At 71.2% G+C, this 24,927-nt stretch carries 21 protein-coding genes, 2 tRNA genes and 1 pseudogene; 10 read left to right on the forward strand and 14 right to left on the reverse strand.

The window, feature by feature from the left end; all coding sequences use genetic code 11:
- Window positions 1–52: 52 nt before the first annotated feature.
- Window positions 53–1,198, forward strand: a complete 1,146-nt coding sequence (aroB, locus tag ACFFJB_RS13815) for a 3-dehydroquinate synthase (protein WP_376832165.1) — start codon at window positions 53–55, stop codon at window positions 1,196–1,198.
- Window positions 1,199–1,298: 100 nt separating this feature from the next.
- On the opposite strand, the gene leuD is transcribed toward aroB, so the two are convergent.
- The 4 genes from leuD to ACFFJB_RS13835 form a co-directional block, all read right to left on the reverse strand.
- Window positions 1,299–1,907, reverse strand: coding sequence for a 3-isopropylmalate dehydratase small subunit (gene leuD / locus ACFFJB_RS13820; RefSeq protein WP_376832167.1), 609 nt, complete (start codon window positions 1,905–1,907; stop codon window positions 1,299–1,301).
- Between the two features lie 74 nt (window positions 1,908–1,981).
- Window positions 1,982–2,422 carry a metallopeptidase family protein gene (locus ACFFJB_RS13825; protein WP_376832169.1) on the reverse strand — a complete coding sequence of 147 codons (441 nt, stop codon included), beginning with the start codon at window positions 2,420–2,422 and terminating at the stop codon, window positions 1,982–1,984.
- Between the two features lie 25 nt (window positions 2,423–2,447).
- Complete coding sequence (gene leuC / locus ACFFJB_RS13830; RefSeq protein WP_376832171.1) at window positions 2,448–3,851, reverse strand: 3-isopropylmalate dehydratase large subunit; 1,404 nt, start codon at window positions 3,849–3,851, stop codon at window positions 2,448–2,450.
- 193 nt (window positions 3,852–4,044) lie between these two features.
- Window positions 4,045–4,215 (reverse strand): hypothetical protein, encoded by a 171-nt coding sequence (locus tag ACFFJB_RS13835; RefSeq protein WP_376832173.1) that lies wholly within the window; start codon window positions 4,213–4,215, stop codon window positions 4,045–4,047.
- A gap of 239 nt (window positions 4,216–4,454) precedes the next feature.
- Between ACFFJB_RS13835 and ACFFJB_RS13840 the strand changes: the two genes are divergently transcribed.
- Window positions 4,455–4,859, forward strand: a complete 405-nt coding sequence (locus ACFFJB_RS13840; protein ID WP_376832175.1) for a hypothetical protein — start codon at window positions 4,455–4,457, stop codon at window positions 4,857–4,859.
- A 117-nt stretch (window positions 4,860–4,976) separates the two neighbouring features.
- On the opposite strand, the gene rplS is transcribed toward ACFFJB_RS13840, so the two are convergent.
- The gene (gene rplS, locus ACFFJB_RS13845) at window positions 4,977–5,351 is read right to left on the reverse strand and encodes a 50S ribosomal protein L19 (protein ID WP_376832177.1); all 375 of its coding nucleotides are present in this window, start codon (window positions 5,349–5,351) and stop codon (window positions 4,977–4,979) included.
- A gap of 226 nt (window positions 5,352–5,577) precedes the next feature.
- Here rplS and ACFFJB_RS13850 point away from each other — a divergent pair, with 226 nt between their 5' ends.
- Complete coding sequence (locus ACFFJB_RS13850) at window positions 5,578–6,819, forward strand: aspartate kinase (RefSeq protein WP_376832179.1); 1,242 nt, start codon at window positions 5,578–5,580, stop codon at window positions 6,817–6,819.
- A 279-nt stretch (window positions 6,820–7,098) separates the two neighbouring features.
- Here ACFFJB_RS13850 and ACFFJB_RS13855 read toward each other — a convergent pair.
- A pseudogene (locus ACFFJB_RS13855) lies at window positions 7,099–7,521 on the reverse strand (RrF2 family transcriptional regulator); the annotation flags it as partial.
- A 234-nt stretch (window positions 7,522–7,755) separates the two neighbouring features.
- On the opposite strand from ACFFJB_RS13855, the gene hmpA reads away from it, so the two are divergent.
- On the forward strand, window positions 7,756–8,967 hold the full coding sequence (gene hmpA / locus ACFFJB_RS13860; protein ID WP_376832181.1) for an NO-inducible flavohemoprotein: 1,212 nt from the start codon (window positions 7,756–7,758) through the stop codon (window positions 8,965–8,967).
- A 143-nt stretch (window positions 8,968–9,110) separates the two neighbouring features.
- Here the strand turns inward: hmpA and ACFFJB_RS13865 are convergent, their stop codons facing one another.
- Window positions 9,111–10,784, reverse strand: a complete 1,674-nt coding sequence (locus ACFFJB_RS13865) for an AMP-binding protein (RefSeq protein ID WP_376832183.1) — start codon at window positions 10,782–10,784, stop codon at window positions 9,111–9,113.
- Window positions 10,785–11,368: 584 nt separating this feature from the next.
- On the opposite strand from ACFFJB_RS13865, the gene ACFFJB_RS13870 reads away from it, so the two are divergent.
- Together ACFFJB_RS13870 and ACFFJB_RS13875 are read left to right on the forward strand one after the other, a co-directional pair.
- Window positions 11,369–12,589: an acyl-CoA dehydrogenase gene (locus ACFFJB_RS13870; protein ID WP_376832185.1), complete on the forward strand. Its 1,221-nt coding sequence runs from the start codon at window positions 11,369–11,371 to the stop codon at window positions 12,587–12,589.
- 112 nt (window positions 12,590–12,701) lie between these two features.
- Window positions 12,702–13,886 carry a CaiB/BaiF CoA transferase family protein gene (locus ACFFJB_RS13875; RefSeq protein ID WP_376832187.1) on the forward strand — a complete coding sequence of 395 codons (1,185 nt, stop codon included), beginning with the start codon at window positions 12,702–12,704 and terminating at the stop codon, window positions 13,884–13,886.
- A gap of 98 nt (window positions 13,887–13,984) precedes the next feature.
- Here the strand turns inward: ACFFJB_RS13875 and ACFFJB_RS13880 are convergent, their stop codons facing one another.
- The 3 genes from ACFFJB_RS13880 to ACFFJB_RS13890 all read right to left on the reverse strand — a co-directional run bounded on the left by ACFFJB_RS13880 (window position 13,985) and on the right by ACFFJB_RS13890 (window position 16,782).
- Window positions 13,985–14,848, reverse strand: coding sequence for a DUF6159 family protein (locus tag ACFFJB_RS13880; protein ID WP_376832189.1), 864 nt, complete (start codon window positions 14,846–14,848; stop codon window positions 13,985–13,987).
- Window positions 14,849–15,051: 203 nt separating this feature from the next.
- Window positions 15,052–15,648 (reverse strand): TIGR00645 family protein, encoded by a 597-nt coding sequence (locus ACFFJB_RS13885; protein ID WP_376832191.1) that lies wholly within the window; start codon window positions 15,646–15,648, stop codon window positions 15,052–15,054.
- 234 nt (window positions 15,649–15,882) lie between these two features.
- Window positions 15,883–16,782 (reverse strand): LysR family transcriptional regulator, encoded by a 900-nt coding sequence (locus ACFFJB_RS13890; protein ID WP_376832193.1) that lies wholly within the window; start codon window positions 16,780–16,782, stop codon window positions 15,883–15,885.
- A gap of 351 nt (window positions 16,783–17,133) precedes the next feature.
- Here ACFFJB_RS13890 and ACFFJB_RS13895 point away from each other — a divergent pair, with 351 nt between their 5' ends.
- The 4 genes from ACFFJB_RS13895 to ACFFJB_RS13910 all read left to right on the forward strand — a co-directional run bounded on the left by ACFFJB_RS13895 (window position 17,134) and on the right by ACFFJB_RS13910 (window position 22,510).
- A complete protein-coding gene (locus ACFFJB_RS13895) occupies window positions 17,134–18,630 on the forward strand; it encodes a CoA-acylating methylmalonate-semialdehyde dehydrogenase (protein ID WP_376832195.1) in 1,497 nt (498 codons plus the stop codon).
- A gap of 119 nt (window positions 18,631–18,749) precedes the next feature.
- The gene (locus ACFFJB_RS13900) at window positions 18,750–19,904 is read left to right on the forward strand and encodes an isobutyryl-CoA dehydrogenase (RefSeq protein WP_376832197.1); all 1,155 of its coding nucleotides are present in this window, start codon (window positions 18,750–18,752) and stop codon (window positions 19,902–19,904) included.
- A gap of 126 nt (window positions 19,905–20,030) precedes the next feature.
- The gene (gene mmsB, locus ACFFJB_RS13905; RefSeq protein WP_376832199.1) at window positions 20,031–20,915 is read left to right on the forward strand and encodes a 3-hydroxyisobutyrate dehydrogenase; all 885 of its coding nucleotides are present in this window, start codon (window positions 20,031–20,033) and stop codon (window positions 20,913–20,915) included.
- A 293-nt stretch (window positions 20,916–21,208) separates the two neighbouring features.
- Window positions 21,209–22,510 carry a peptide ABC transporter permease gene (locus tag ACFFJB_RS13910; RefSeq protein ID WP_376832201.1) on the forward strand — a complete coding sequence of 434 codons (1,302 nt, stop codon included), beginning with the start codon at window positions 21,209–21,211 and terminating at the stop codon, window positions 22,508–22,510.
- Between the two features lie 190 nt (window positions 22,511–22,700).
- Here ACFFJB_RS13910 and ACFFJB_RS13915 read toward each other — a convergent pair whose 3' ends face one another.
- From ACFFJB_RS13915 to ACFFJB_RS13930, 4 genes are all read right to left on the reverse strand, one after another.
- Entirely contained in the window at window positions 22,701–23,198 is a 498-nt protein-coding gene (locus ACFFJB_RS13915; protein ID WP_376832203.1) for a CinA family protein, read from the reverse strand.
- A gap of 204 nt (window positions 23,199–23,402) precedes the next feature.
- A tRNA-Ala gene (locus ACFFJB_RS13920) sits at window positions 23,403–23,478 on the reverse strand.
- 842 nt (window positions 23,479–24,320) lie between these two features.
- A tRNA-Ala gene (locus tag ACFFJB_RS13925) sits at window positions 24,321–24,396 on the reverse strand.
- Between the two features lie 94 nt (window positions 24,397–24,490).
- Window positions 24,491–24,847 (reverse strand): TIGR02300 family protein, encoded by a 357-nt coding sequence (locus ACFFJB_RS13930; RefSeq protein ID WP_376832205.1) that lies wholly within the window; start codon window positions 24,845–24,847, stop codon window positions 24,491–24,493.
- Between the last annotated feature and the right edge of the window lie 80 nt (window positions 24,848–24,927).

The following is a 24,927-nucleotide window of genomic DNA, read 5'->3' on the forward strand; positions in this document are numbered from 1 at the left end:
AGCGCGCCGCAGCGGCGCGGCGGCCCCGCCAGACAGCGCAGGACAGGGAACAATGCAGCAGGGCGAGGCGGCCGGCGCGGGTCAGGAACGGGTGATCCGCGTCGCGCTGGGAGAACGTTCTTACGACATCCGCATCGGCCGGGGCGTTATCGACGGGCTCGGCGCGGCGGCGGCGCGGCTGGCGCCGGGGGGCGCCGTGGCGGTGGTCACCGACCGCAACGTCGCCGCCGCGGCCGGCGCGCGGGCGCGCGACAGCCTGCGCGCCGCCGGGATGCGCGTGACCGAAGTGGTGCTGGAGCCTGGCGAGGGCACGAAGAGCTGGGCCGGGCTGCAGCGCGTGGTGGAGGCCATGCTGGCGGCGAAGATCGAGCGCGGCGACCTGGTGGTGGCCCTCGGCGGCGGCGTCATCGGCGATCTCGCCGGCTTCGCCGCAGCCATCCTGCGCCGCGGCGTGCGCTTCATCCAGGTTCCCACCTCGCTGCTCGCCCAGGTGGACTCCTCGGTCGGCGGCAAGACCGGCATCAACTCGCCGCACGGCAAGAACCTGGTCGGCGCCTTTTACCAGCCGTCGCTGGTGCTGGCCGACACCGGCGTGCTGGACAGCCTGCCGGAGCGCGAGTTCCGCGCCGGCTACGCCGAGGTGGTGAAATACGGTCTCATCGACCAGCCGGAGTTCTTCGCCTGGTGCGAGGCCAACTGGCGCGGCGTCCGTGAGGGAACCGGCGCGCGCGAGCACGCAGTGGCGGTGAGCTGCGCCGCCAAGGCGGCGGTGGTGGCGCGCGACGAAACCGAAACCGGCGACCGCGCCCTGCTCAATCTCGGCCATACCTTCGGGCACGCCCTGGAGCGGCTCACCGGTTATGATCCCCGCCGGCTGGTGCATGGCGAGGGCGTGGCCATCGGCATGGCCCAGGCCTTCCGCTTTTCGGCGAAGCTCGGCCTGTGCCCGCCGGAAGACGCCCGGCGCGTCGAACGTCATCTCACGGAGGCGGGCCTGCCGGCGCATGTGTCCCGGATTCCCGGCGGCGCCGGCTCCGTGGACGGGATGCTGGAGGCCATGGCCCAGGACAAGAAGGTGACGCGCGGCGCGCTCACCTTCATCCTTGCCCGCGGCATCGGCCGCAGTTTCATCGCGAAGAACGTCTCCCGCGACGACGTGCGCGCCTTCCTTGAGGAGGACATGCGCGCCCCGGCGTGAGCGCCGCCGCGCCGGGGCGGACAGCAGAACGCCCCCGCAGGGCGGGGGCGTCCGCGCATCCGGGAGCCTGCGACGGGCCGGCGTCCGGCCCGTCCGCCGCTCAGAGCCAGGGACGCTCGGCGGCGATGCGCTTCTCATAGGCCTCGATGGCCGGGCCGCGCGTGGCCACGGTCTCGCCGATGTCGTCGAGGCCGTTCAGCAGCTTGTGCTTGCGCTGCGGGTCGATCTGGAACTTCACCACGCCGCCGTCGGGTCCGCGGATCTCCTGGGCCTCCAGGTCCACGGTCATGGTGGCGTTGGGGCCGCGCTTCGCGTCGTCAAACAGCCTGACCAGGTCCTCGCGCGAGACGATGGCCGGCAGCAGGCCGTTGTTGAAGCAGTTGTTGTAGAAGATGTCGGCGAACGAGGTGGAGATCACGCAGCGGATGCCGAAGTCGACCAGCGCCCACGGGGCGTGCTCGCGTGAGGAGCCGCAGCCGAAGTTGTCGCCGGCGACCAGGATGGTGGCCTCGCGGTAGCCCGGCCTGTTGAGGATGAAGTCCGGGTTCTCCGAACCGTCCTCATTGTAGCGCATCTCCGAGAACAGGCCCTTGCCGAGGCCGGTGCGCTTGATCGTCTTCAGATACTGCTTGGGAATGATCATGTCGGTGTCGACATTGATGATTTCCAGCGGGGCGGCGACGCCCGTCAGCGTAGTGAACTTCTGCATGTCGTGTCCTCCCTGGCTGCGCCAGGAACGGCCGCGCCGCGGGACGGGCGGAGCTTCCTCCGCCGCGGTCCGCCTCAGGCGTCGGCTGCGGCCTCGATTGCCTCCATGTCCTCGTCCGACAGGCCAAAATGGTGGCCGATCTCGTGAACGAGAACGTGCGTCACGATGTCTCCCAGCGTCTCCTCGTGCTCGGCCCAGTAATCAAGGATGGGGCGGCGGTAGAGATAGACGAAATTGGGAAACTGTCCGGTTTCCGGAACCATTCCCGACTGGGCCAGCCCACGGCCGTGGAACAGGCCCAGCAGGTCGAACGGCGTCTCGCAGTCCATCGCCGCGAGCGTCTCCTCGTCCGGGAAGTCCAGGACGCGGATGACCACGCCCTCGCACATCCGCCGGAACGCCTCCGGCAGGGCGGCGAAGGCCGCGTCGGCCATGCGCTCGAAGTCGGCGATGGAAGGCGCGGACAGGCTGGCCCAGTCCGCGCCCGCGCTTCCCTCGCCCCTGCGGTCAGGCATGCCGGCTCCGGAAGCGCTCAAGGCCTCAGCCCCAGTTGCGGATGTCGACGAAATGGCCGGCCACCGCCGCCGCGGCGGCCATCGCCGGCGACACCAGATGGGTGCGGCCCTTGAAGCCCTGGCGTCCCTCGAAGTTGCGGTTCGAGGTGGAGGCGCAGCGCTCGTGCGGCGCCAGGCGGTCGGCGTTCATGGCGAGGCACATGGAGCAGCCCGGCTCGCGCCAGTCGAAGCCGGCGGCGATCAGGATCCTGTCGATGCCTTCCTGCTCGGCCTGCTGCTTCACCAGGCCCGAGCCCGGCACCACCATGGCGCGGACGTTGGGGTGCACCTTCTTGCCCTCGACCATGCGGGCCACGGCGCGCAGGTCCTCAATGCGGCCGTTGGTGCACGAGCCGATGAACACCCGGTCGATGGCGATGTCGGTGATCTTCGTGCCCGGCTTCAGCCCCATGTACTCCAGGGCGCGCTGCTTGGACAGGCGCTTGGCCTCATCCTCGATCCTGTCCGGATCCGGCACCACGCCGGTCACCGACACCACGTCCTCCGGGCTGGTGCCCCAAGAGACGATCGGCGGCAGGTTGCCGGCGTCGAGGCGCACCACGGCGTCGAAGTGCGCGCCCTCGTCGGTGCGCAGCGTGTCCCAGAAGCGGCGGGCCTGGTCAAAGGCCTCGCCCTTGGGCGCCTTCGGGCGGTCGCGCAGGTATTCGTAGGTTTTCTCGTCCGGGGCCACCAGGCCGGCGCGGGCGCCGCCTTCAATGCTCATGTTGCAGACCGTCATGCGGCCTTCCATGGACAGCGAGCGGATGGCCTCGCCGGCGTATTCGATCACGTGGCCGGTGCCGCCGGCGGTGCCGATCTCGCCGATGATCGCCAGGATGATGTCCTTGGCGGTCACGCCCTCGGGCAGCTTGCCGTCCACCTGGACGAGCATGTTCCTGGCCTTTTTCTGGATCAGCGTCTGGGTGGCCAGAACGTGCTCCACCTCGGACGTGCCGATGCCGTGCGCCAGCGCGCCGAAGGCGCCGTGGGTGGAGGTGTGGCTGTCGCCGCAGACGATGGTGGAGCCGGGCAGGGTGAAGCCCTGCTCGGGGCCGATGATGTGCACCACGCCCTGGCGCACGTCGCGCTCGGAGTAGTACTCGATGCCGAACTCCCGGGCGTTCTGCGCCAGGGTCTCGATCTGGGTGGCGCTCTCCGGATCGTCGATGCCCTTCGAGCGGTCGGTGGTCGGCACGTTGTGGTCGACCACGGCCAGGGTCTTCTGCGGGCAGCGCACCTTGCGGCCGGCGACGCGCAGGCCCTCGAACGCCTGCGGCGAGGTCACCTCGTGAACCAGGTGACGGTCGATGTACAGCACGCAGGCGCCGTCTTCGCGGGTGTCGACGACGTGGTCGTCCCAGATCTTGTCATACAGTGTGCGGGGAGCCATGGCAGGCCTCGTTCCAGTGTGATTGGCCGGCGCGCAGGCGCGCCGTGAAAGCGTGGCCCCGCGGGCGCAGGGCGCGCCGGGGCCTTTCGTCGGTCAACGGGCTTTGCGTTGCGGGGGGCGGAGGTGCAGTCAGGCGCGTCCGGCCGGCGGTCATCCCGCAACGCGAGGCGGGCGGCGCAGGGCGCAGCCGGCCTCAGCCGGTAAGCTCCGCCTGGATGGACGCGGTCATCCGGCCGAAGAAACGGCCAGGCAGGCGGGCGTGATCATGCAGCAGGATGCTGCCGGGCTCGGTAAGCCGCACGACAGCCGCGTCCCGCCGGGGGCAGGCCGCCGCGTCCACGTCCATGATCATTGCGTCCGTCATGGCGCTCTTTGTAGCAAATCCAGTCTGGCGTCACAATGACGTCCTTGCCGCGGGGGCTGCGTCACGGGCGCGGCGGCCATGCGCGGCGGGTCGCGCGTCCCTTCCGCCGTCGCGGCGCGCCGCGACGCCAGCCCGACGTCGCGGCGATTGACTGGGGCGCGGCCGCGCCGCAACCTGCCGTCCGGAAGCTGGCCCGGCGCGTCGCGCCGGCGCCAGGATCCGGGGAGGGAGCCCGCCACATGTTTGTCCTGCGCGCATTTCCGCTGCTGGCCCTGACGCTCATCGCCTGGAACGTGCTGGTGGTGTTCGGCCAGGCGACGTCCGGCACGGTGGTGGGGATGACGACGCTGCCGTCGGGCCAGGTCTGGCCCATCACCGCCGGCGACGCCTTCATGGTCGCGGCCTTCGTGCTGCTGTGCGTGGAGATCGCCGCGGCGCGGGCGCGGCCGTCGTCTTTCGTCAATCACGCCCTGTCGCTGGTGGTGTTTCTGGTCGCGGCGGCGGAGTTCCTGTTCGTGCGCCGCTGCGGCGAGGCGCCGTTTCTGGCCATGACGCTGATTTCCGGCGTGGACGTGCTCGCCGGCTACTGCATCTCGGTGCGCGCCCCCTATTTCCGTCGCCGGCCCGACGACATCGAGGACTGAGGCCGCGGCGGGCGTTCGCGCGTCCGGGCCGGGACGCAGACGCAAAAAACCCGCCGCGGACGGCCGCGACGGGGGCATGCGGCCGGCCCGCGCGGGGCCGGCGCCGGGTCCGGAAGATCACTCGGCCGGCTTGCGCTCGGCGCGCTCGACAATGCGGGCGGCCTTGCCGCGACGGTCGCGCAGGTAATACAGCTTGGCGCGACGCACCTTGCCGCGGCGCACGACCTTGATCGAATCGATGATCGGCGAATACAGCGGGAACACGCGCTCGACGCCCTCGCCGTAAGAAATCTTGCGGACGGTGAAGCTCTCGTTGATGCCGCCGCCGGAACGGGCGATGCACACGCCCTCATAGGCCTGCACGCGGGTGCGGTCGCCTTCGCGAACCTTGACGTTGACCTGAAGGGTGTCGCCCGGCTGGAACTCCGGGATGGCGCGCTCGGCGCTCAGGCGGGCGATCTGCTCCCTGTCGAGCTGCTCGATGATGTTCATGGACATGCTCCTGGCCGGTCGGTCCTGGGGACCGCAGCGTTTCGGCCGCGCTGTTTTCAGTTGAAGCCGGGCCTTTACACCAGCGGGCGGCGCTTGTCGAGCCTTCGCGCGGCGGGGCGCAGGCGGCGGGCGGCTGCATTGACAGTGCCGGCGACGCTTCCTATACGCGCGTGTCTCCCGGCGGTCGCCGGCAGACGTCGCCCCTCCCCATGAGTGTGTGAGAGCCATGGCCCGCCTGGTAATGAAGTTCGGCGGCACGTCCGTCGCGAATATCGAGCGCATCCGCAACGTCGCTCTCCATGTCAAACGCGAAGTGGAGGCGGGCAACGACGTCGCCGTGGTGGTTTCGGCGATGGCGGGCAAGACCAACGAGCTGGTGGGATGGTGCCGCGAGGCCGCGCCGCTCTATGACCCGAAGGAATATGACGCGGTCGTCGCCTCCGGCGAGCTGGTCACCGCCGGGCTCCTGGCCATCACCCTGCAGGGCATGGGGCTGAAGGCGCGCTCCTGGCAGGGCTGGCAGATTCCCGTCTGCACCGACGACGCCCATGGCGCGGCCCGCATCGTCTCCGTTGACCCGGCCGGGCTGAACGCCGGCTTCGCGCGCGGCGAGGTGGCCGTGATCGCCGGCTTCCAGGGGGTGCACCAGCCCAGCGGCCGGGTGACAACGCTCGGCCGCGGCGGCTCCGACACCAGCGCCGTGGCGGTGGCGGCGGCGATCGGCGCCGACCGCTGCGACATCTATACGGACGTGGACGGCGTTTACACCACCGATCCGCGCATCGTCAGCAAGGCCCGGCGGCTTGACCGCGTCTCCTTCGAGGAGATGCTGGAGATGGCGTCGCTGGGCGCCAAGGTTCTGCAGGTGCGTTCGGTCGAAATGGCGATGGTCCATGGCGTGCGCACTTACGTGCGTTCGTCCTTTGATGACCCGGCCAGCCCCGGCATTGGCACGCTCATCTGCGACGAGGAGGAGATCGTGGAACAGCAGGTCGTCACCGGCATCGCCTATTCCCGTGACGAGGCGCAGATCACCCTGCGTCGCGTGCCGGACAAGCCGGGAGTGGCGGCGGACATTTTCGTGCCGCTGGCCGAGGCGAACATCAACGTCGACATGATCATCCAGGTCGTGTCCGGCGACAACGCCTCCACCGACATCACCTTTACGGTGCCGGGGGCGGAATATGAGCGCGCCCGCAAGATCCTCGAGGACCGCCGCGGGCAGCTCGGCTTCACCGAGATCGAAGGCGCCACCGACGTGGTGAAGGTCTCCGCCATCGGCGTCGGCATGCGCTCGCACGCCGGCGTGGCGGCGAAGGCCTTCCGGGCGCTGGCCGACAAGGGCATCAACATCCGCGCCATCACCACCTCCGAGATCAAGTTCTCGGTGCTGATCGACGAGGCCTACACCGAGCTGGCGGTGCGCACGCTGCACTCGCTCTACGGCCTCGACAGAACGGACGGCTGACGCGCTCCGGCGCCGCAGCGCTTCACGCCGCGCCCCGGCCCTGCGCCGGGGCGTTTTCGTCGCGGGGCTCCGTCAGGGAAGGCGGCGCGCGCGCCATGTCCTGCCCCGCGCTTTCCGCGCCAGCCGTCAGCGGCCGGAGAGGGGGGGCGTCCGCGTCCCTGGCTGCGCCGGGGGCGGCGCCGCATCGTCAGCGGCTTCCTCCGCAGCCGCTTTTGCGGCCTCCCGCCGGGAGGGCGGCTGCGGCGCCAGCGCCGGGCGGGACGGGGAGCGCATGGCCGGCGGGGGCGGCGCCTGCAGCAGCCGCGCCATGTCGGCGCGCCTGGCCAGCAGGTCGGCCAGGGTGTAGCGGTCCAGCGTCGCCATGAAGGCGCACAGCGCCTCGCGCAGCGCCGCCGTAAGGCCGCAGGCCGGGGCGATCACGCAGCTGCCGCAGTCCACCAGGTCGAAGCCGTCTTCGGTGTGGCGCACCACCTCGCCCACATTGATCTGCGCCGGATCGCGCGCGAGGCGGAGGCCGCCGCCGCGTCCGCGCACGCTCGCCACATAGCCGGCGCGGGCGAGGTCGTTCACCACCTTCATCAGATGGTTCTGTGAGATGCGGTACGCCGCGGCGATTTCCGCGATGGAGCACAGCCGCTCCGGCCGCGCGCCCAGATAGAGCAGCACGCGCATCGCATAGTCCGTGTAGCGCGTCAGTCGCACCGCTTCGCCTCTCGTCCTTTCCGTCCGTCCGGGCCCGCGCGCCGCGGCGGCGCCGCCCCTGCCTCGCGCGGGCGGCCGGGCCCGTCAACCCGGTCCGGCGACCCTGCGACAATCTGAAAGATGTATTTTTCTTGCATGATTTTCCAGTCCGGTAATAGATGTATTTGCGACGCATAATTTTGCGCCGCCCGCCGGCCGCAGGGGCCGGAGACGCAGGCGACCGAGGGGGTTCACATGCCGCGCCAGTTGAGCGACGCCGCCATCGCCGTCGTGAAGGCCACCGCGCCGGCTCTCGCCGTGCATGGCCTGGCCATCACCCGGGAAATGTACGCGAACATGTTCCGCAATCCGGCCATCCGCGACCTGTTCAACCAGTCGCATCACGGCGGGGAGGCCTCGCAGCCGAAGGCGCTGGCCGCCGCCGTGCTGGCCTACGCCCGGAACATCGACAATCTCCCCGCCCTCGCCGGGGCGGTGGAGCGCATCGCCCAGAAGCATGTGGGCATGCAGATCCTGCCCGAGCATTATCCGCACGTGGCCGAGGCCCTGCTGGGCGCCATCAGGACCGTGCTGGGGGAGGCGGCCACGCCGGAGATCATGCAGGCCTGGGGCGAGGCGTACTGGTTTCTCGCCGACGTGCTCATTGAGCGCGAGCGCGCCATTTATGGGGAGATCGCCGCAGCCGAAGGCGGCTGGAACGGCTGGCGCGAGTTCGTGGTCACCGAGGTCCGGCCCGAGAGCAGCATCGTCCGCTCCTTCATCCTGACGCCGGCGGACGACGGGCCGGCGGCGCGCCACCGGCCCGGCCAGTACCTGACGCTGTGGCTGGACATTCCCGGCCAGCCGCCGGTGAAGCGCAACTACAGCGTCTCCAGCGCCCCCGACGGCCGCACCTACCGCATCACCGTGAAGCGCGAGCCGCACGGCCTCGCCTCGCGCTGGCTGCATGACCGGGTGAAGACCGGCGACCGGCTGAAGGTGGGCGCGCCGGCGGGCGAGTTCTGGTTCCGCAGCCCGCCGGAGCGGCCGGTGGCGCTGCTCTCCGGCGGCGTCGGCCTCACCCCCATGGTGGCCATGCTGGAGCACATCGCCGCCGCCAGCCCGCAGCAGCGGGTGCTGTTCGCGCACGGCGCCTTCGACGGCTCGGTGCAGGCCATGGGCCGGCACGTGCGGGAGCTGATGGAGAAGCTGCCCAACGGCCGGGCGACGTTCTTTCACGAAGCGCCCAGCCCGGCGGCGGTCCGCGGCGTCGACTATGACGAGGCCGGCGTGATCGCCGCCGACTGGCTGCGCCGCGCCACGCCCCTTGCCGAAGCTGACTATTACGTGTGCGGCCCGCGCCCGATGCTGCGCGACGTCGTCGCCGCCCTGGCGGCGGCCGGCGTGCCGGCGGCGCGCATCCACTACGAGTTCTTTGGTCCGGCCGACGAGGCGCTCGCGGCCTGATCCGGCGCCGTTTCGGGGCGGCCGTTCCTCCCCCGGGGCGTTTCCGCCAGGGACGCCCGCTCCGGAATGCTGAAGGCGCGCCCCGCACGGAGGCGCGCCTTCTTCATGCTTCATGCCGGGCCCGGCCGGGCGGCGGCGGGGCTTCAGGCCCGGGCGGCCGCGTCCTTCATCTTCGCCACCTCCCGGGCGCGGAGGATGAAGCGCTGCACCTTGCCGCTCGGCGTCTTCGGCAGTTCGGACACGAAATCGATCTCACGCGGATAGGCGTGGGCGGAGAGGCGCCTGCGCACGTGCTGGGTCAGCTCCTCGCGCAGCGCGTCCGTGCCTTCGTAACCGGGCTTGAGAATGATGAACGCCTTGACGATCTCGGTGCGCTCCGGATCGGGCTTGCCGATCACCGCCACGTCCGCCACCGCCGGATGCTCGATCAGCGCGCTCTCCACGTCGAACGGGCCGATGCGGTAGCCGGAGGAGGTGATGACGTCGTCGGCCCTGCCGAAGAAGCTGATGGAGCCGTCGTCATTGATCTCGGCGGTGTCGCCGGTGCGGTAGTAGCGCTGGCTGTCCGGCAGCGGCTCGCGGCCCCAGTAGCCGCGGAACACCATCAGCGGCGAGTTGCGGCGGTCGATGGCCAGCTCGCCCTGCTGGCCCGGGCCGAGCTCGTTGTCGTTCTCGTCGATCACCACGACGCGGTAGCCGGGCAGCGCGTAGCCGGCGGCGCCCTCATGCACCGGATGCGCCAGGGCGTGGTGGTTGCACAGCACCATGCCGGTTTCGGTCTGGCCGTAGTGGTCGCGGATCGGCGCGTTGAGGGCGCGGTCGAACCAGCGGATCACCTCGGCGTTGAGCGGCTCGCCGGCCGAGGAGACGGCGCGCAGCTGGCCCTTCACCTGGGCGGCCGCTTCGTCGCCGGCCGCCATCAGCAGGCGGTAGGCGGTGGGGGCGCCGGCGAGATTGGTGACGCCGTACTGCTTCACCACCCGGTAGAAATTCTCCACCGTGAACGGATCCTCGCTGAACAGCGTCGTGACGCCCATCAGCAGCGGGGTGGTGGCGGCGTAATAGAGGCCATAGGCCCAGCCCGGGTCGGCGATGTTCCAGTAGCGGTCCTCGGGGCGCAGGTCGACCGAGAAGCGCATGTAGGCGAGGAAGCCGGCCAGCGAGAACATCGGCACGCGCACGCCCTTGGGCGAGCCGGTGGTGCCGGAGGTGAACAGCATCATGATGAGGTCGTCGCGCTCCAGCGGAACGGGCGCGAACGCGTCGGAGCCTTTCGCCATCTCGGTTTCGAAGTCGAGATCGCCGGCGGCGACCGCCTTCTCCCCGCCGCCGATGGTGACGATCTGCGGCATGCGCTCGGCGCCGTCGAGCTTGGGGCGGTTGGCTGCGTCGGTCACCACCAGCTTCGCCTCCGAACCGTGGACGCGGCTCTCGACGGCCTTGGGGCCGAATGCGGTGAACAGCGGCACATAGACGGCGCCGGCGCGCCAGGCGCCCAGCAGCACGGCCAGCATGTCCGGCGAGCGCGGCATCATGGCGGCGATGCGGTCGCCCTTGCCAATGCCGAGACGCTGCAGCAGGTGGGCGAAACGGGCGGCGCGCTTCTGCAGTTCGGCGAAGGTCACCCGGGTGGTGACGCCGCCCCTGTCATGGATGAGCGCCACGCGCCCGTCCCCGGCCCAGCGGTCGCAGCACGCGACGCAGGCGTTGACGACGTCGGCGTTGGCGATCACCTCGTTCCAGAGGTCTTCGGCGTTGAATGTTTCAAGGAACCTGGCGTAGTCGCCCAGGGTCGCCTGGCTGCTGGCTGCAGACATGGATATCTCCCGTTAGCCGCATTTGCTGGAAAATGCGAACACGCCGCCACGGAAGCGCGCGACGCGGCGCGCCGGGAAATCCGTCAGGCGCTGCAGGGCGTTGGCGGATCCGCCGTCCCGCGAGGGGGGCGTCCGTGACAGGCCTGCGATGCCACAGGGCGATGGCTGATGACAATCGCCGCGCGTCTTATCCCTTCGTAGGGCGCGGCCTTTTGTCCGCCGCCGCCGGCGGCGCGGCCGGATTACGTTGCGCGCGCAACAGTTTCTCCGGCGACTTGGGTAACGGAAGTTCGTCGTCCGGCCGGCGGCGGGCCCCCCGCTTTTCCCGGACAAGGGCCGGCGCGGCGGCGGCCGGCCACGGCGACGGGTTGCGGCCCGCGTCCGCCGGCCCCCGGGGGCTGTCAACGCCGGAAAATGCGTTACCCTGCCTGCGCCTGTCCGTTCCCGCGCCTGCGCGCGGCGCGTTCGCGATCCCGTGACCGGGGCGCGCGGCGCTGGCGCCTTCCTGCGTGAAGGAGTAGATCCGGCCCGCCTGTTCCGCGGCCGGGCCCGGGACGGGCGGCGCTGGCATGGGAGTTAAGTGAATGGCCTCGCATGGTTATGCCGCCGGCTCCGTTCCGGGAGACCGCGGCGCTTTCAGCTGGGAGGATCCGTTCCTCCTCGACGACCTGCTCACCGACGACGAGCGGATGATCCGCGACACGGCCCGCGCCTATGCGCAGGAGAAACTGCTGCCGCGCGTCATCGACGCCTACGCCAACGAGCGCGCCGACCGCAGCATTTTCACCGAGATGGGCGCGCTCGGCCTGCTGGGCGTCACCCTGCCCCCGGAGTACGGTTGCGCCGGCGCTTCCTACGTCGCCTATGGCCTCGCCGCCCGCGAGGTGGAGCGCGTTGATTCGGGTTACCGCTCGATGATGAGCGTGCAGTCGTCGCTGGTGATGTATCCGGTTTGGGCCTATGGCTCCGAGGAGCAGCGCCGCAAATACCTGCCGAAACTGGCCAGCGGCGAGTGGGTGGGCTGCTTCGGCCTCACCGAGCCGGACGCCGGCTCCGATCCCGCCAGCATGAAGACCCGCGCCGAGAAGACCGCCGGCGGCTACCGCCTCAGCGGCTCCAAGATGTGGATCACCAACGCTCCCATCGCCGACGTCTTCGTGGTGTGGGCGAAGTCGGCGGCGCACGACAACCAGATCCGCGGCTTTATCCTCGAAAAGGGGATGAAGGGGCTGTCGGCGCCGAAGATCGAGGGCAAGCTGTCGCTGCGCGCCTCCATCACCGGCGAGATCGTCATGGACAACGTCGAGGTGGGGGAGGACGCGCTGCTGCCGCATGTCTCCGGTCTCAAGGGGCCGTTCGGCTGCCTCAACCGCGCCCGCTACGGCATCTCCTGGGGCGCCATGGGCGCCGCGGAGGACTGCTGGCGCCGCGCCCGCGACTACACGCTGGAGCGCCGCCAGTTCGGCCGGCCGCTCGCCGCCACCCAGCTGGTGCAGAAGAAGCTGGCCGACATGCAGACGGAGATCGCGCTCGGCCTGCTCGCCTCCTGGCGCGTGGGCAGGCTGTTCGACGAGGGCCGCGTCGCTCCCGAGATGATTTCCATCGTCAAGCGCAACAACTGCGGCAAGGCGCTGGAGATCGCCCGCATGGCCCGCGACATGCACGGCGGCAACGGCATCCACCAGGAGTTCCACGTGATGCGCCATGCGCAGAACCTGGAGACGGTGAACACCTATGAGGGCGCCCATGACGTGCACGCCCTCATCCTCGGCCGCGCCCAGACCGGCATCCAGGCCTTTTACTGAGCGCGCTTCGTGCGGCCGGCGCGCCGCCGCCGGCGTTTTTCCGGGTCGACAGGGCCGGCGCGGCCCGCGCGGGGCGCGGGCGCGCGCGCCGGCCGGAACCATGGAGGAGCAGATGGCTCCACAACCCCTGAAGGGCGTGCGCGTGCTGGAGCTGGCGCGCGTGCTGGCCGGCCCGTGGGCGGGCCAGCTGCTGGCCGACCTCGGCGCCGACGTGGTCAAGGTGGAGCGCGCCGGCGCCGGCGACGACACCCGCCAGTGGGGGCCGCCCTTCGTGCCCGCCGCGGACGGGGGCGACCTTTCCGCCGCCTATTATCACGCCGCCAACCGCGGCAAGCGCTCCATCGCCGTGGATTTCGAGACGGAGGCGGGCCGGGCCCTGGTGCGCCGCCTCGCCGCCCACGCCGACGTGGTCATCGAGAACTTCAAGGTCGGCGGCCTGGTCAAATACGGCCTCGACCACGCCACGCTGCGCGCGGCGCATCCGCAGCTCATCTGGTGCTCGATCACCGGATTCGGCCAGGACGGCCCCTACGCGCCGCGCCCCGGTTATGACTTCATGATCCAGGGCCTCGGCGGGGTGATGTCGCTGACCGGCGAGCCGGACGGCGAGCCGGTGAAGGCGGGCGTGGCCTTCGCCGACATTTTCACCGGCATGTACGCCGCCGTCGCCATCCTCGCCGCGCTGCACGGCAGGCGCGAGACCGGCGCCGGCTGCCACATCGACATGGCGCTGCTCGACACCCAGGTGGCGGTGCTGGCCAACCAGGCGATGAACTATCTGGTGTCCGGCCAGAACCCGCCGCGCGTGGGCAACGCCCACACCAATGTGGCGCCCTATCAGGTGTTCCCGGCGGCGGACGGGCATTTCATCATCGCTTCCGGCACAGACCTGCAGTTCGCGCGAATCTGCGAGGCGCTGGGCCTGCCGGAGCTGCCGGCCGATCCGCGTTTCCGCAGCAACGCCGACCGCATCCGCCACCGCGAGGAGCTGGCGGCCATCCTGGCGCAGCGCACCGCCGCCTTCGCCCGCGACGACATTCTGGCGAGGCTGACGGCGGCGGGCGTGCCCGTGGGGCCGATCAACCGCCTCAACGAGGTGTTCGCCGATCCGCAGGTGATCCACCGCGGCATGAAGATCGAGCTGCCGCACCCGCGCGCCGCGGGCGGGGCGGTGCCCGCGGTGCGCTCGCCCATCGTCATCGACGGCGAGCCGGTGGCGGCGCGGCGCCCTTCGCCCGAGCTGGGCGCCGACGGCCCGGACATTCTCGCCGATCCCGCCTGGGGCGGGAGCGGCTGAGCCGTTTCCGTCGCGGGCCTGAAAAACAGGCGGCGCCCCGTGGGGCGCCGTCCTGCATTCCGTGCCTCCGCTTCCGGGCCGTGCGTCCGGGGCCGCGGTCAGGCGGAGCCCTTCGGCGCGAAGGCGTGGGCCAGGAGGTTGCGGTCCAGGGCGCCGACGCCCTCGCCGGTGGTGGCGTAGCGGTACAGCGCCGCCGAATAGATTCCCGACAGCGCGCCCTGCATCGCGGCCAGCAGCCCCCAGCAGGCCGCCATCAGCGCCAGCACGGCCGCGCCGGCCGCCGCCCGCCCGTTGACGAAAAGGGCGATGGCGAAGAACAGGCCGGCGACGAGCACGCAGGCGTGGAGCACGAAGAAGGCCACGCCGATGCTGGCGGCGCCGACCACGCTTTCGCCCCAGGTGCGGCGGAACAGCTCGGCGCTCTCCTTCACGGCGTCGATGGGGCTCACGTCGCGCGACACCAGCACCGGAATGATCAGGAGGGAGACAAGACTCCACGCGACGCCGGCGAGGCTGGCGGCGAGCGAGCCCAGCGTTCCGGCCTTCTCGGAGATGAAGCGCAGCAGCACGCCGACCGTGGCGGCTATGACGGCGTAGCCGAGGATCTGCCGCCACTTGCCCGCGGCGAAGGCGAGGCCCCACGCCACGTCCGCCGCCTCGCCGGCGAAGCGGCGCATCACCGTGGCCACCAGCGCCACCGCGAAGAAGCTGGCCACGAAATATTCCGCCACATAGAACACGAACAGCGTGACGTAAAACAGCAGCGAGCTGTCGCCGTCGTCGCTGGCGGCGCCTCCGGACGCCAGCGTCCAGAACAGCGGCCCCAGAAACACCAGCGCCACCAGGATCACCGCGGCGAAACCCATCAGCGGGAACAGCAGCAGGCGCGCGTCGCTCCTGAGTATCTCCATGCAGGCCCCCAGCATGGCCCAGCTGTTGCGCAGGCGTTGCGCGAACGTCATGTCGGCCCCCCCAATACCATGGCTCCGTCTCCCCCGGGCGGCGTGAGACGCCGGATTTTGCCCCGGAGCGCCGGCGGCCGGCAATGGCCGCAGGCAGGACATGTGTCGCGCCGGCTCCGCTTCCGGTTCACATTCGCCGGAGCGGGCCCCAAAAAACGAAGCCCCGCGCAGGCGGGGCTGGCGCGGGGCGCGGCCGGGGCGGGTCAGTGCCCGCGTCCGCCCTTGTGGGCGGGCTGATGGCTCAGCCGCTCCACCACGGCGATGCCGATGGCCGAGAGGATGAACACCACGTGAATCACCGTCTGCAGGATCACGCCGGTGGTGCTGTAATTGGCCGTCTCCACCACGCCGATATTGCCGGCTTCGATAAAGGTGCGCAGCAGGTGGATCGAGGAGATGCCGACGATGGCCATGGCCAGCTTTATCTTCAGCACGCTGGCGTTGACGTGGCTCAGCCATTCCGGCTGGTCGGGATGGGTCTCCAGCCGCAGCCGCGACACGAAGGTCTCGTAGCCGCCGATGATCACCATGATCAGCAGGTTGGAGATCATCACCACGTCGATCAGCCCCAGCACCATCAGCATGATCTGCTGTTCGCTGAAGTCGAGGGCGTGCATCGCCAGGTGGTAGAGCTCCTTGAGGAACAGGAGCACGTAAACGCACTGGGCCACGATCAGGCCGGCGTAGAGCGGCAGCTGCAGCCAGCGCGAGCTGAAGATGAGGCGGGCGAGCGGCGACAGCTGCGGCGTCTGCGCGCCGGAAATGCGGGAAGCGGCGGGCGTATGGTCGGTCGCTGACATGGATCCGGATCTGGGTGCGGAAACGGAGGGTGGCGAAGACCGGCGCGGCGGCCGGCGCGCCGGCGGAAAAATGTCGCGCCGCCGCCCGGCCCGCAAGGGTGAAAATGCATTGCGGACGCAACGGCGCCCGGCGGGCCGTCGCCCCCGCGCCGGCGCCAGGTCCACTCACAATGTCCACTCACAACGTCCGCTCACAATGTCCGCGCGTCATGTCTCCCGGCGGCGCCCGCCGGCTCAGGGCTCCGGCGGCTGCAGCACGTCGCGGGCGGCGCGGATCTCCCGCACCAGAAAATCCATCACCGCGCGGATGCGCGCCACCTCGCGCAGGTCGGCGTGGACCACCAGCCAGAACGAGCGCGTCAGCTTCACCTCGCCGGGCAGCACCCGCTGCAGCCGCCGTCCGCCGGTCATGAAGCGCGGCAGCACGCACACGCCCGCGCCCGCTTCGGTCGCCGCCAGCTGCGCCATGATGCTGGAGCTCTGGATTCGCGGCCGCAGCCCCTTGGCCACCTCGTCGAGATAGTCCAGCTCCGGCGCATAGATCAGGTCGTCGATGTAGCCGACGATGCGGTGGCGGAAGAGGTCGGCCACCGTGCGCACCGGCGGGGCGGCGGCGAGGTATTCCGGGGCGGCGTAGAGGGCGAGGTCGTAGTCGCCCAGCCTGCGCGCCACGATGCGTCCCTCCCGCGGCGGATTGAGCGAGATGGCGATGTCCGCCTCGCGCTTGGACAGCGAGGGTATGCGCGACATCGCCACCAGCTGGATCTCCAGCTCCGGGTAACGCGCGGCCAGGGCGACAATGCGCGGCGCCAGGAAGGTGGAGCCGAGCCCGTCCGGCGCGCCGAGGCGCACCGCGCCCGACAGCGTGAGGTCGGCGCCGCCGATCTCGCTCTGCGCCGCGAGCGCCTGGGTCTCGATGGCCTCCGCCTTGGCCAGCAGCCGCTCGCCCTGGGCGGTGAGCTGGTATCCGTGCGGCCGGCGCTCGAACAGCTTGGCTTTCAGCGCGCTCTCCAGCGCGGTGACGCGCCGCGACACGGTGGCGTGGTCGGCGCCCAGGCGGCGCGCCGCCACGGTGAGGCGGCCGGCGCGGGCCACGGCGAGAAAATATCGCAGGTCGTCCCAGTCAAATTTCATGCGCGCGCCCGTTACCGTTGCATGCCCGGCTCCGGCCGGGCCGGAGCCGGGCCACAGACGCCCGCCGCAGGCCGCAGGCGCCGGCGTGGTATGGGCGTTTGTGCACCGCGATGATTCACAAAAGCGTATAGCCGTGCGCAATTGTCGATGATAGTCAGACAGCGCAGTTTTCGCGGCGCGGCGCGCGCGACGACGTCGCCGGCCCCGCCGCAGACGCGCGAATCCCCCGCCGCAGGCCAGGACGCGCCCGGCGGGGGCAGCCACAGGCGGCGGCGGGCTCGGGAGCGCCGCCGGTCCGCCGACGCGGGATCACCGGCCGCCCGGAAGGGGCGGAAACTTGAGAGGGTCGCCATGCACACCTATGGCCATTTTATCGGCGGCAAGCATGTCGCTGGCGCTTCGGGCCGCTTCGCCGACGTTTATGAGCCGATGACCGGCGAAGTGAAGGCGAAGGTCGCCCTCGCGACGAAGGCGGAAGTGCGCGCCGCGGTCGAGAACGCCCGCGCGGCGCAGCCCGCCTGGGCCGCCACCAATCCGCAGCGCCGCGCCCGCGTGCTGATGAAATTCCTGGAGCTGGTGCAGGCCGAATACGACAGCCTCGCCGAGCTGCTGGCCCGCGAGCACGGCAAGACCATTCCGGACGCCAGGGGCGACATCCAGCGCGGCCTTGAGGTGGTGGAGTTCGCCATCGGCGCGCCCCACCTGATGAAGGGCGAGTACACCGAGGGCGCCGGCCCCGGCATCGACATCTACTCCATGCGCCAGCCGCTGGGCGTGGTCGCCGGCATCACGCCGTTCAACTTCCCGGCCATGATCCCGATGTGGAAGTTCGCCCCGGCCATCGCCTGCGGCAACGCCTTCATCCTCAAGCCGTCCGAGCGCGACCCGGGCGTGCCCATGCGCCTCGCCGAGCTGATGATCGAGGCCGGCCTGCCGGAGGGCGTGCTCAATGTGGTGAACGGCGACAGGGAGGCGGTGGACGCCATCCTCGACGATCCCGACATCAGGGCCGTCGGCTTCGTCGGCTCGTCGGCCATCGCCGAGTACATCTACGCGCGCGCCGCCGCCACCGGCAAACGCGCCCAGTGCTTCGGCGGCGCCAAGAACCACGCCGTCATCATGCCGGACGCGGACCTGGACCAGACCGTGGACGCCCTGATCGGCGCCGGCTACGGCTCGGCCGGCGAGCGCTGCATGGCCATCTCGGTGGCGGTGCCGGTGGGCGAGGCGACCGCCGAGCGTCTGGTCGAGAAGCTCATTCCGCGCGTGCGTGCGCTGCGCGTCGGCCCCTCCACCGATCCGGCCGCCGACTACGGCCCGCTGGTCACCCGCGAGGCGCTGGAGCGCGTCAAGGCCTACGTGCAGTCGGGCGTCGACGAGGGCGCGAAGCTGCTGGTCGACGGCCGCGACTTCAGGCTGCAGGGCTATGAGAACGGCTTCTACATGGGCGGCTGCCTGTTCGACCATGTCACCACCAGCATGAAGATCTACCGGGAGGAGATCTTCGGCCCGGTGCTCTCGGTGGTGCGCGCGAAGGACTATGACGAGGCCCTGCGCCTGCCGTCCGAGCACGAGTACGGCAACGGCGTCGCCATCTTCACCCGCGACGGCGACGCGGCCCGCGACTTCGCCGCCCGCGTCAACGTCGGCATGGTGGGCGTCAACGTGCCGATCCCGGTGCCGCTGGCCTATTACACCTTCGGCGGCTGGAAGCGCTCCGGCTTCGGCGACCTCAACCAGCATGGCCCGGACGCCATCCGCTTCTACACCAAGACCAAGACGGTGACCTCGCGCTGGCCGTCCGGCGTGAAGGAAGGCGCCGAGTTCGTCATCCCGACGATGAAGTGACGTTGCGGTGATCCACGATCTCGCCCCGGCGGCCTCCGCCGGGGCGAACCAGTGACTGACGCAGGCGCGCTTCAGGGAGGGAGCGCGCGGCGCCCGCGCGGGCGCCTGGAGATGCAGCCATGAGCCAGACCACGCCGTTTTTCGCCCTTTCGGAGGATCACCTCGCCATCCGCGACATGGCCCGCGCCTTCGCCAGCGAGCAGATCGCGCCATACGCGCTGGAGTGGGACGAGAAGAAGCATTTTCCGGTCGACGCGATGCGCGCGGCGGCGGCGCTCGGCATGGGCGGCGTCTATATCCGCGAGGACGTGGGCGGCTCGGGCCTCACCCGCCTGGACAGCGCGCTGATTTTCGAGGCCATGGCCACCGGCTGCCCGGCGGTGGCGGCGTTCATCTCCATCCACAACATGGCCTCGTGGATGATCGACACCTGGGGCACGGAAAGCCAGCGCCAGCAGTGGCTGCCGAAGCTGACCACCATGGAGTGGATGGCCAGCTACTGCCTCACCGAGCCGGGCGCCGGCTCGGACGCGGCGGCGCTCGCCGCCCGCGCCGTGCGCGACGGCGACCATTACGTGCTCAACGGCGTCAAGCAGTTCATTTCGGGCGCCGGCTCCACGGACCTGCTTGTGGTGATGGTCCGCACCGGCGGCGAAGGCGCGAAGGGCGTCTCCACCCTGGTGGTTCCGAAGGACACGCCCGGCCTCAGCTTCGGCGCCAACGAGCGCAAGATGGGCTGGAACGCCCAGCCCACCCGCCAGGTGATCTTCGACAACGCCCGCGTGCCGGTGGCCAACCGCCTCGGCGAGGAGGGCGAGGGCTTCCGCATCGCCATGGCCGGCCTTGACGGCGGACGTCTCAACATCGCCGCCTGCTCGCTCGGCGGCGCCCAGGCGGCGCTGGAGAAGACGCTGGCCTACATGAGCGAGCGCAAGGCCTTCGGCAAACGGCTGGACGAGTTCCAGGCGCTGCAGTTCCGCGTCGCCGACATGGCCATCGAGCTGGAGGCGGCCCGCACCTTCCTGTGGCGCGCCGCCGCGGCGCTGGACCGCAAGGAGCCCGACGCCACGAAGCTGTGCGCCATGGCCAAGCGCTTCGTCACCGACGTGGGCTTCCAGGTGGCCAATGAGGCGCTGCAGCTGCACGGGGGCTACGGCTACCTGCACGAGTACGGCGTCGAGAAGATCGTGCGCGACCTGCGCGTGCACCAGATTCTCGAGGGCACCAACGAGATCATGCGCCTCATCGTGGCGCGGGCCCTGATCGGGCGCTGACCGCGCACGGGGCGCCGCGGGGACGGCGGGGCCGCCCGCCGCCCGCGGAACGGACAGCTCAGCAAGGACGGGGCCGCCGGCGCCCGCGCGACGGCCGGCGGGGCCGCGAGGTTCGGGGAGAAAAACATGAGCACCATCGCTTTCATCGGTCTCGGCAACATGGGCGGCCCGATGGCCGCCAACCTGGTCAAGGCTGGCCACACGGTGCGCGGCGCCGACCTCTCGGCCGCCGCCCGCGAGGCCGCCGCCGCCCAGGGCGTGGAGGTGTCCGGGAACGCCGCGGACATCGTGCCCGGCGCCGACGTTGTCATCACCATGCTGCCCAACGGCCGCCTGGTGCTGGCGGTGTGGGGCGAGACGCTGCCGCTGGCGAAGAAGGGCGCGCTGTTCATCGACTCCTCCACCATCGACGTGGACAGCGCCCGCAAGGCCCACGAGATGGCCGCCGCCGCCGGCATGATCTCCCTGGACGCGCCGGTTTCCGGCGGCGTGGGCGGCGCCGCGGCCGGCACGCTCACCTTCATGGTCGGCGGCGCGCAGGAGGCGTTTGAGGCCGGCCGGCCGCTGCTGGAGGCCATGGGCAAGAAGATCGTGCGCTGCGGCGACGCCGGTGCCGGCCAGGCGGCGAAGATCTGCAACAACATGATCCTCGGCATTTCGATGATCGGCGTGTGCGAGGCCTTCGCCATGGGCGAGAAGCTGGGCCTGTCGCACCAGGCGCTGTTCGACGTGGCCTCCACCTCCTCCGGCCAGTGCTGGTCCATCACCTCCTACTGCCCGGTGCCGGGACCGGTGCCGACCTCGCCGGCCAACAACGGCTACCGGCCGGGCTTCGCCGTGGAGCTGATGCTGAAGGACCTGAAGCTGGCCCAGGAGGCCGCCGCCAGCGCCGGCGCCACGACGCCGCTGGGCGCCGCCGCCGCCGCCATTTACGAGCGTTTCGCCGCCGCCGGCTTCGGCGGAACCGACTTCTCGGGAATCATCAACTACCTGCGGGAAGGCAGGTCCTGATCCTGCGGCGGCGCGCGACGGACCCTGCGTGACTGGCGCCCCGCCCGGCCGGAGCGGGGCGTTTTCCTTGCGCGGGCGCGCTCCGGCGCCGCCGGCGCCCGCGCTTTTTTGCAACAGCCTGGAAGTGTCTGTTACGAATGCAACGCCTCCGGTGGCGCGGCCGCGCCGGTGGCGCTATGCGAAAGAACGCTGGCCGCCATGCGGGCGGAGGCCGAACGCCTGCGGCCGGCGGTGCGATGACGGACGGAAGCGACATGCAGCCACAAGGCAGTTCCAGACCGGCGACCCGTCCCGTGCTGAAGGGCGCGGGCGTTGCGGCGGGCCAGGGCGCGCGGTCCGGGCAGGAGCCGGGCAGGAGCCCGGCCGGCGGGGGCTTCGATCCCACGGTTGACACAGCCCGGCTGCTGCGCCGCGTCGGCTTCTTCGTGCTGGTGTTCCTGCTGCCCATCGGCGCGGTGGTGTCCCGGCGCGCCTCGGTGATCCTGACGCCGGTGGCGGTGGCGCTGCTGGCGCTGGCCAGCCTGATTGACCGCGCGCCGCGTTCGCCGGCGACGTTCCTGCGCAACGTGTTCGGCTCGGCCGGCGGCGTGGCGGCGCTGGTGCTGGTGGGCTGGGCGGTGCTCTCCATCGCCTGGACGCAGTTTCCCGCCACCGCCGCCGAGAAAGTGCTGCAGATCGGCTGGATGACCTTCATCGGTCTCGCCGGCGTCGCCGCCATGCCGGAGCGGGTGCGCACCGCCAACCTGCATCTCATTCCGGTGGGCGTGGCCATCGGCGCGCTGGGCGCCATCGCCCTCGGAGCCTTCCGCGCCCAGGACGTCAACGCCGAGCTGATGGACGCCGATCCGCTGGACCGCGGCCTCGTGGTGCTGGCGGTGATGGTGTGGCCGGCGGTGGCGTGGCTGGCCTGCCGCGGCCGCGTGCTGGGCGCCTGCGTGCTGCTGGCGGTGGTGGCGGTGGCGACCTGCGTGATGCCGGAGAACGCCGCGCTGCTGGCGGTGGCCGTGGGCGCCGGGCTCTATGCCCTGGTGCGGCTGACCGGCGACCGCGGCGTGCGTCTCGCCGCCATCGTCATGCCGGCGCTGCTGGCCTTCGCGCCGCTGTTTCCGCTTGTCCCGCGGCCGTTCCTGAAATTCTTCCACGGGCCGATGTATCCGGGCGCGGTGGCGCTGCGCGCCTGGGCGGAGGAGACCGGCCGCGAGCCGCTGCGCATGCTCACGGGCCATGGCCTCGACACCAGCATCCGCTCGCGTCTGGCGGGCTTCCTGTCGCCGGACGCGCCGCGCACGCTGCCGTTCGAGATCTGGTACGAGCTGGGCGTGGTGGGGGCGCTGTCGGCGGCGGCGGCGCTGTATTTCGCCATCATGACCGCCCGCCGCCAGGAGAACCCGTCGCTGGCCGCCGGCATCGTCGCCTGTTTCGGCGCGGCCTTCGCCATCGCCTCCTTCGGCGACGCCAACGCCCAGTCGTGGTGGCTGGCGACGCTGGCGGCGGCGATCATCACCTTCATGGCCATCCGCCGCGGCGCCTTCCGCGCCGCCCGGCCGCTGGCCATCGGCCCGCTGCGCCGGCCGCCGCCGCGGGCGGGCGGCTGACCCGCCCGCAACGACGGCAGGGCGACGGCCGGAAACGCAGGGCTCCGCTCCGGCGGGGCCTTTTCTTTTTCAGGAAAAGCGGCCGCCGGCCTGCGACGCGCGCCCCCTGCGCGCTCCTCTCCAGGCGCAATCGCGCCCCGTCGCGCCCTCGGGCGGCCAGCGTCGCCCGCGTTCCGGCCGGCGCGCGCCCTCAGGCCTGCTCCAGCGCCTCCAGAAACAGCTGCAGGGTCGCTTCGGCGAACAGCGCCATGTTGGGCTCGCGCTCGCTGACGCCGGTGTTGAGCGTCCGCGACAGGCTCACAGGTCCGGCCACGGCCACGCAGGTGTGGCCGGTGGGGTCGCCGAAGCGGTTGGTGGCCGGGCCGGCGGCGCCGGTTTCGGCGATGCCCCAGACGGCGCCGAGCCGTTCGCTGACGCGGGCGGCCATGAACCGGGCGTAGGGTTCGGTGGCGCTGCGCATGCCGGGCGGGAGGCGCTCCACGGCCATGAAGGCGCGCGCCGCCTGGCGGGCGTAGGTGATGCTGGCGCCGTAGAAAAAGGCCGAGGCGCCCGGCACGGCGAGCAGCGCCGCCGACACGAGGCCGCCGGAGGATGATTCGGAGACGCCCACCGTCTCCCTGCGCGCGAACAGCCGTTCGGCGCAGGCGTGGGCGAGGCGGGTGAGGGTGGGTGGAATCGCGGCAGTCATGCGCCCAGCCTGGCCGCATTCGCCCGCCTGCGCCAGAGCGCGCGGCGCAGGCCCGGCCGCCGCCATTGCGGGCCGCGCATGGGCGGGGCGGCGACGGGGAGGGGAGAGGAGAGGGCGCGGGCCTGGCGGGCGCTTCCCGGCCGTGCGGACACAAAAAAACCGGCCAGCGGCCGGTTCCGTCATCCCTCACCCGAGGGGGAAGACTGGTGGAGCCAGGCGGAATCGAACCGCCGACCTCTTGAATGCCATTCAAGCGCTCTCCCAACTGAGCTATGACCCCACATCGCCTGGCGACCGTTTGGGGCGACCGCCGTGGACGAACGGGGATATACCCATACCGGGCCTGCGACACAAGGGGGCTTGTGGGTGGTTGCGACACTTTTCCCACCCCGCGGCCCACGCCTGTTGATGACTGGGGATGACAGGCGGCGCCGCGGCCGGGATTCAGGCGGCCGGCGCGGCCGCCGCGAAGCGCGCCGCCGCCGTCCGCCGCCGCCGCCGCGGGACCTGTGGAGGCTGGCCGACGCCCGGATCAGCCCCGGGCGTCCGGGCCGGGGCGGCGCAGCCCGGCAGGCGTCGCCGTTCCGTCACGTTCCGGCCCGTCCGTTGCGGCGAAAGCGGGCGCCGCCCGGCGCGAGCGGCTCCCGACGGGGCCGGCGAACGGCCGCGGCCGCTGCGGGCTGTTTGCGGCGGGCGCGGCGTGGGCGCCTCCGCGGCCCTGCCGCCGGACGGCCGTCTGCGTGCGCCGCCTTTCCCGCCGTCCCGCAGTCTCTCCCGTCCTGTTTCTTTTGCCTGCCCTGGGGCCGTGCGCCATTCCCCCGCCGGCTCCCCCGGCGCCGTCACGCGCCCGGCCTGACCGGGGCGGCCAGAACCGCCTCGGGCCGCGCAAACGCGCGCCGGCCAGTCTTCCCGCGCCTGCGGGGGGCGTGCGGACGGGCGGGCGCGGCCGCCCGCTGCTACGGGGCCGGCCGCTTGCCGGCGCGCGCCGGGCGAGCCCGGGACATGAGGGGCGCGGCGTCGGGGAGGGGAGAGGGCATGGGCCTGGCGGGCGTTTCCCGGCCGTGCGGACACAAAAAAACCGGCCAGCGGCCGGTTCCGTCATCCCTCACTGGAGGGGAAGACTGGTGGAGCCAGGCGGAATCGAACCGCCGACCTCTTGAATGCCATTCAAGCGCTCTCCCAACTGAGCTATGACCCCACATGTCGCCGGCGGCTGTTGGGGCAGTCGCCGGATACGGGAGGCGTATAATACGCATCGCCTCCGGAGCACAAGCGCCGCGGCGCGGTTATGCTCAGATTTCCTCTTCGTCGTCGATGTCGCTGTCGATAAGTCCGGCGACGTCGTCGCCGTCTTCCTCTTCCTCGAGGAAGGCGTCGCTGTCGCCGTCCACGTCGACGTCCACATCCACGTCCACGTCCAGGGCCGCCACGTCGGCCTCGGCCTCTTCCAGCGAGATGGTAGCCGGATCAGCGACGTCGTCCTCGGCCTCATCGGCGGTCGGACGCGCCCCCTTGGTCTGCGGCTCGAACATCGAGCGCGGAAACGCCTCGCCGGTGTAGGGCGAGATGATGGGGTCCCTGTTAAGGTCGTAGAACTTGCGGCCTGTGGTCGGACAGACCCGCTTTGTCCCGAGTTCCGGCTTTGCCACGGCAGACTCTCTTTCGGAAATTGCGAGCGTTCCCGTTAAGTGAAGGCGCCCGACGCTGTCAATCACTGAACGGCGCGGCC

It is taken from the genome of Camelimonas abortus (assembly GCF_042432745.1).
Taxonomy (GTDB): Bacteria; Pseudomonadota; Alphaproteobacteria; order Rhizobiales; family Beijerinckiaceae; genus Camelimonas; species Camelimonas abortus.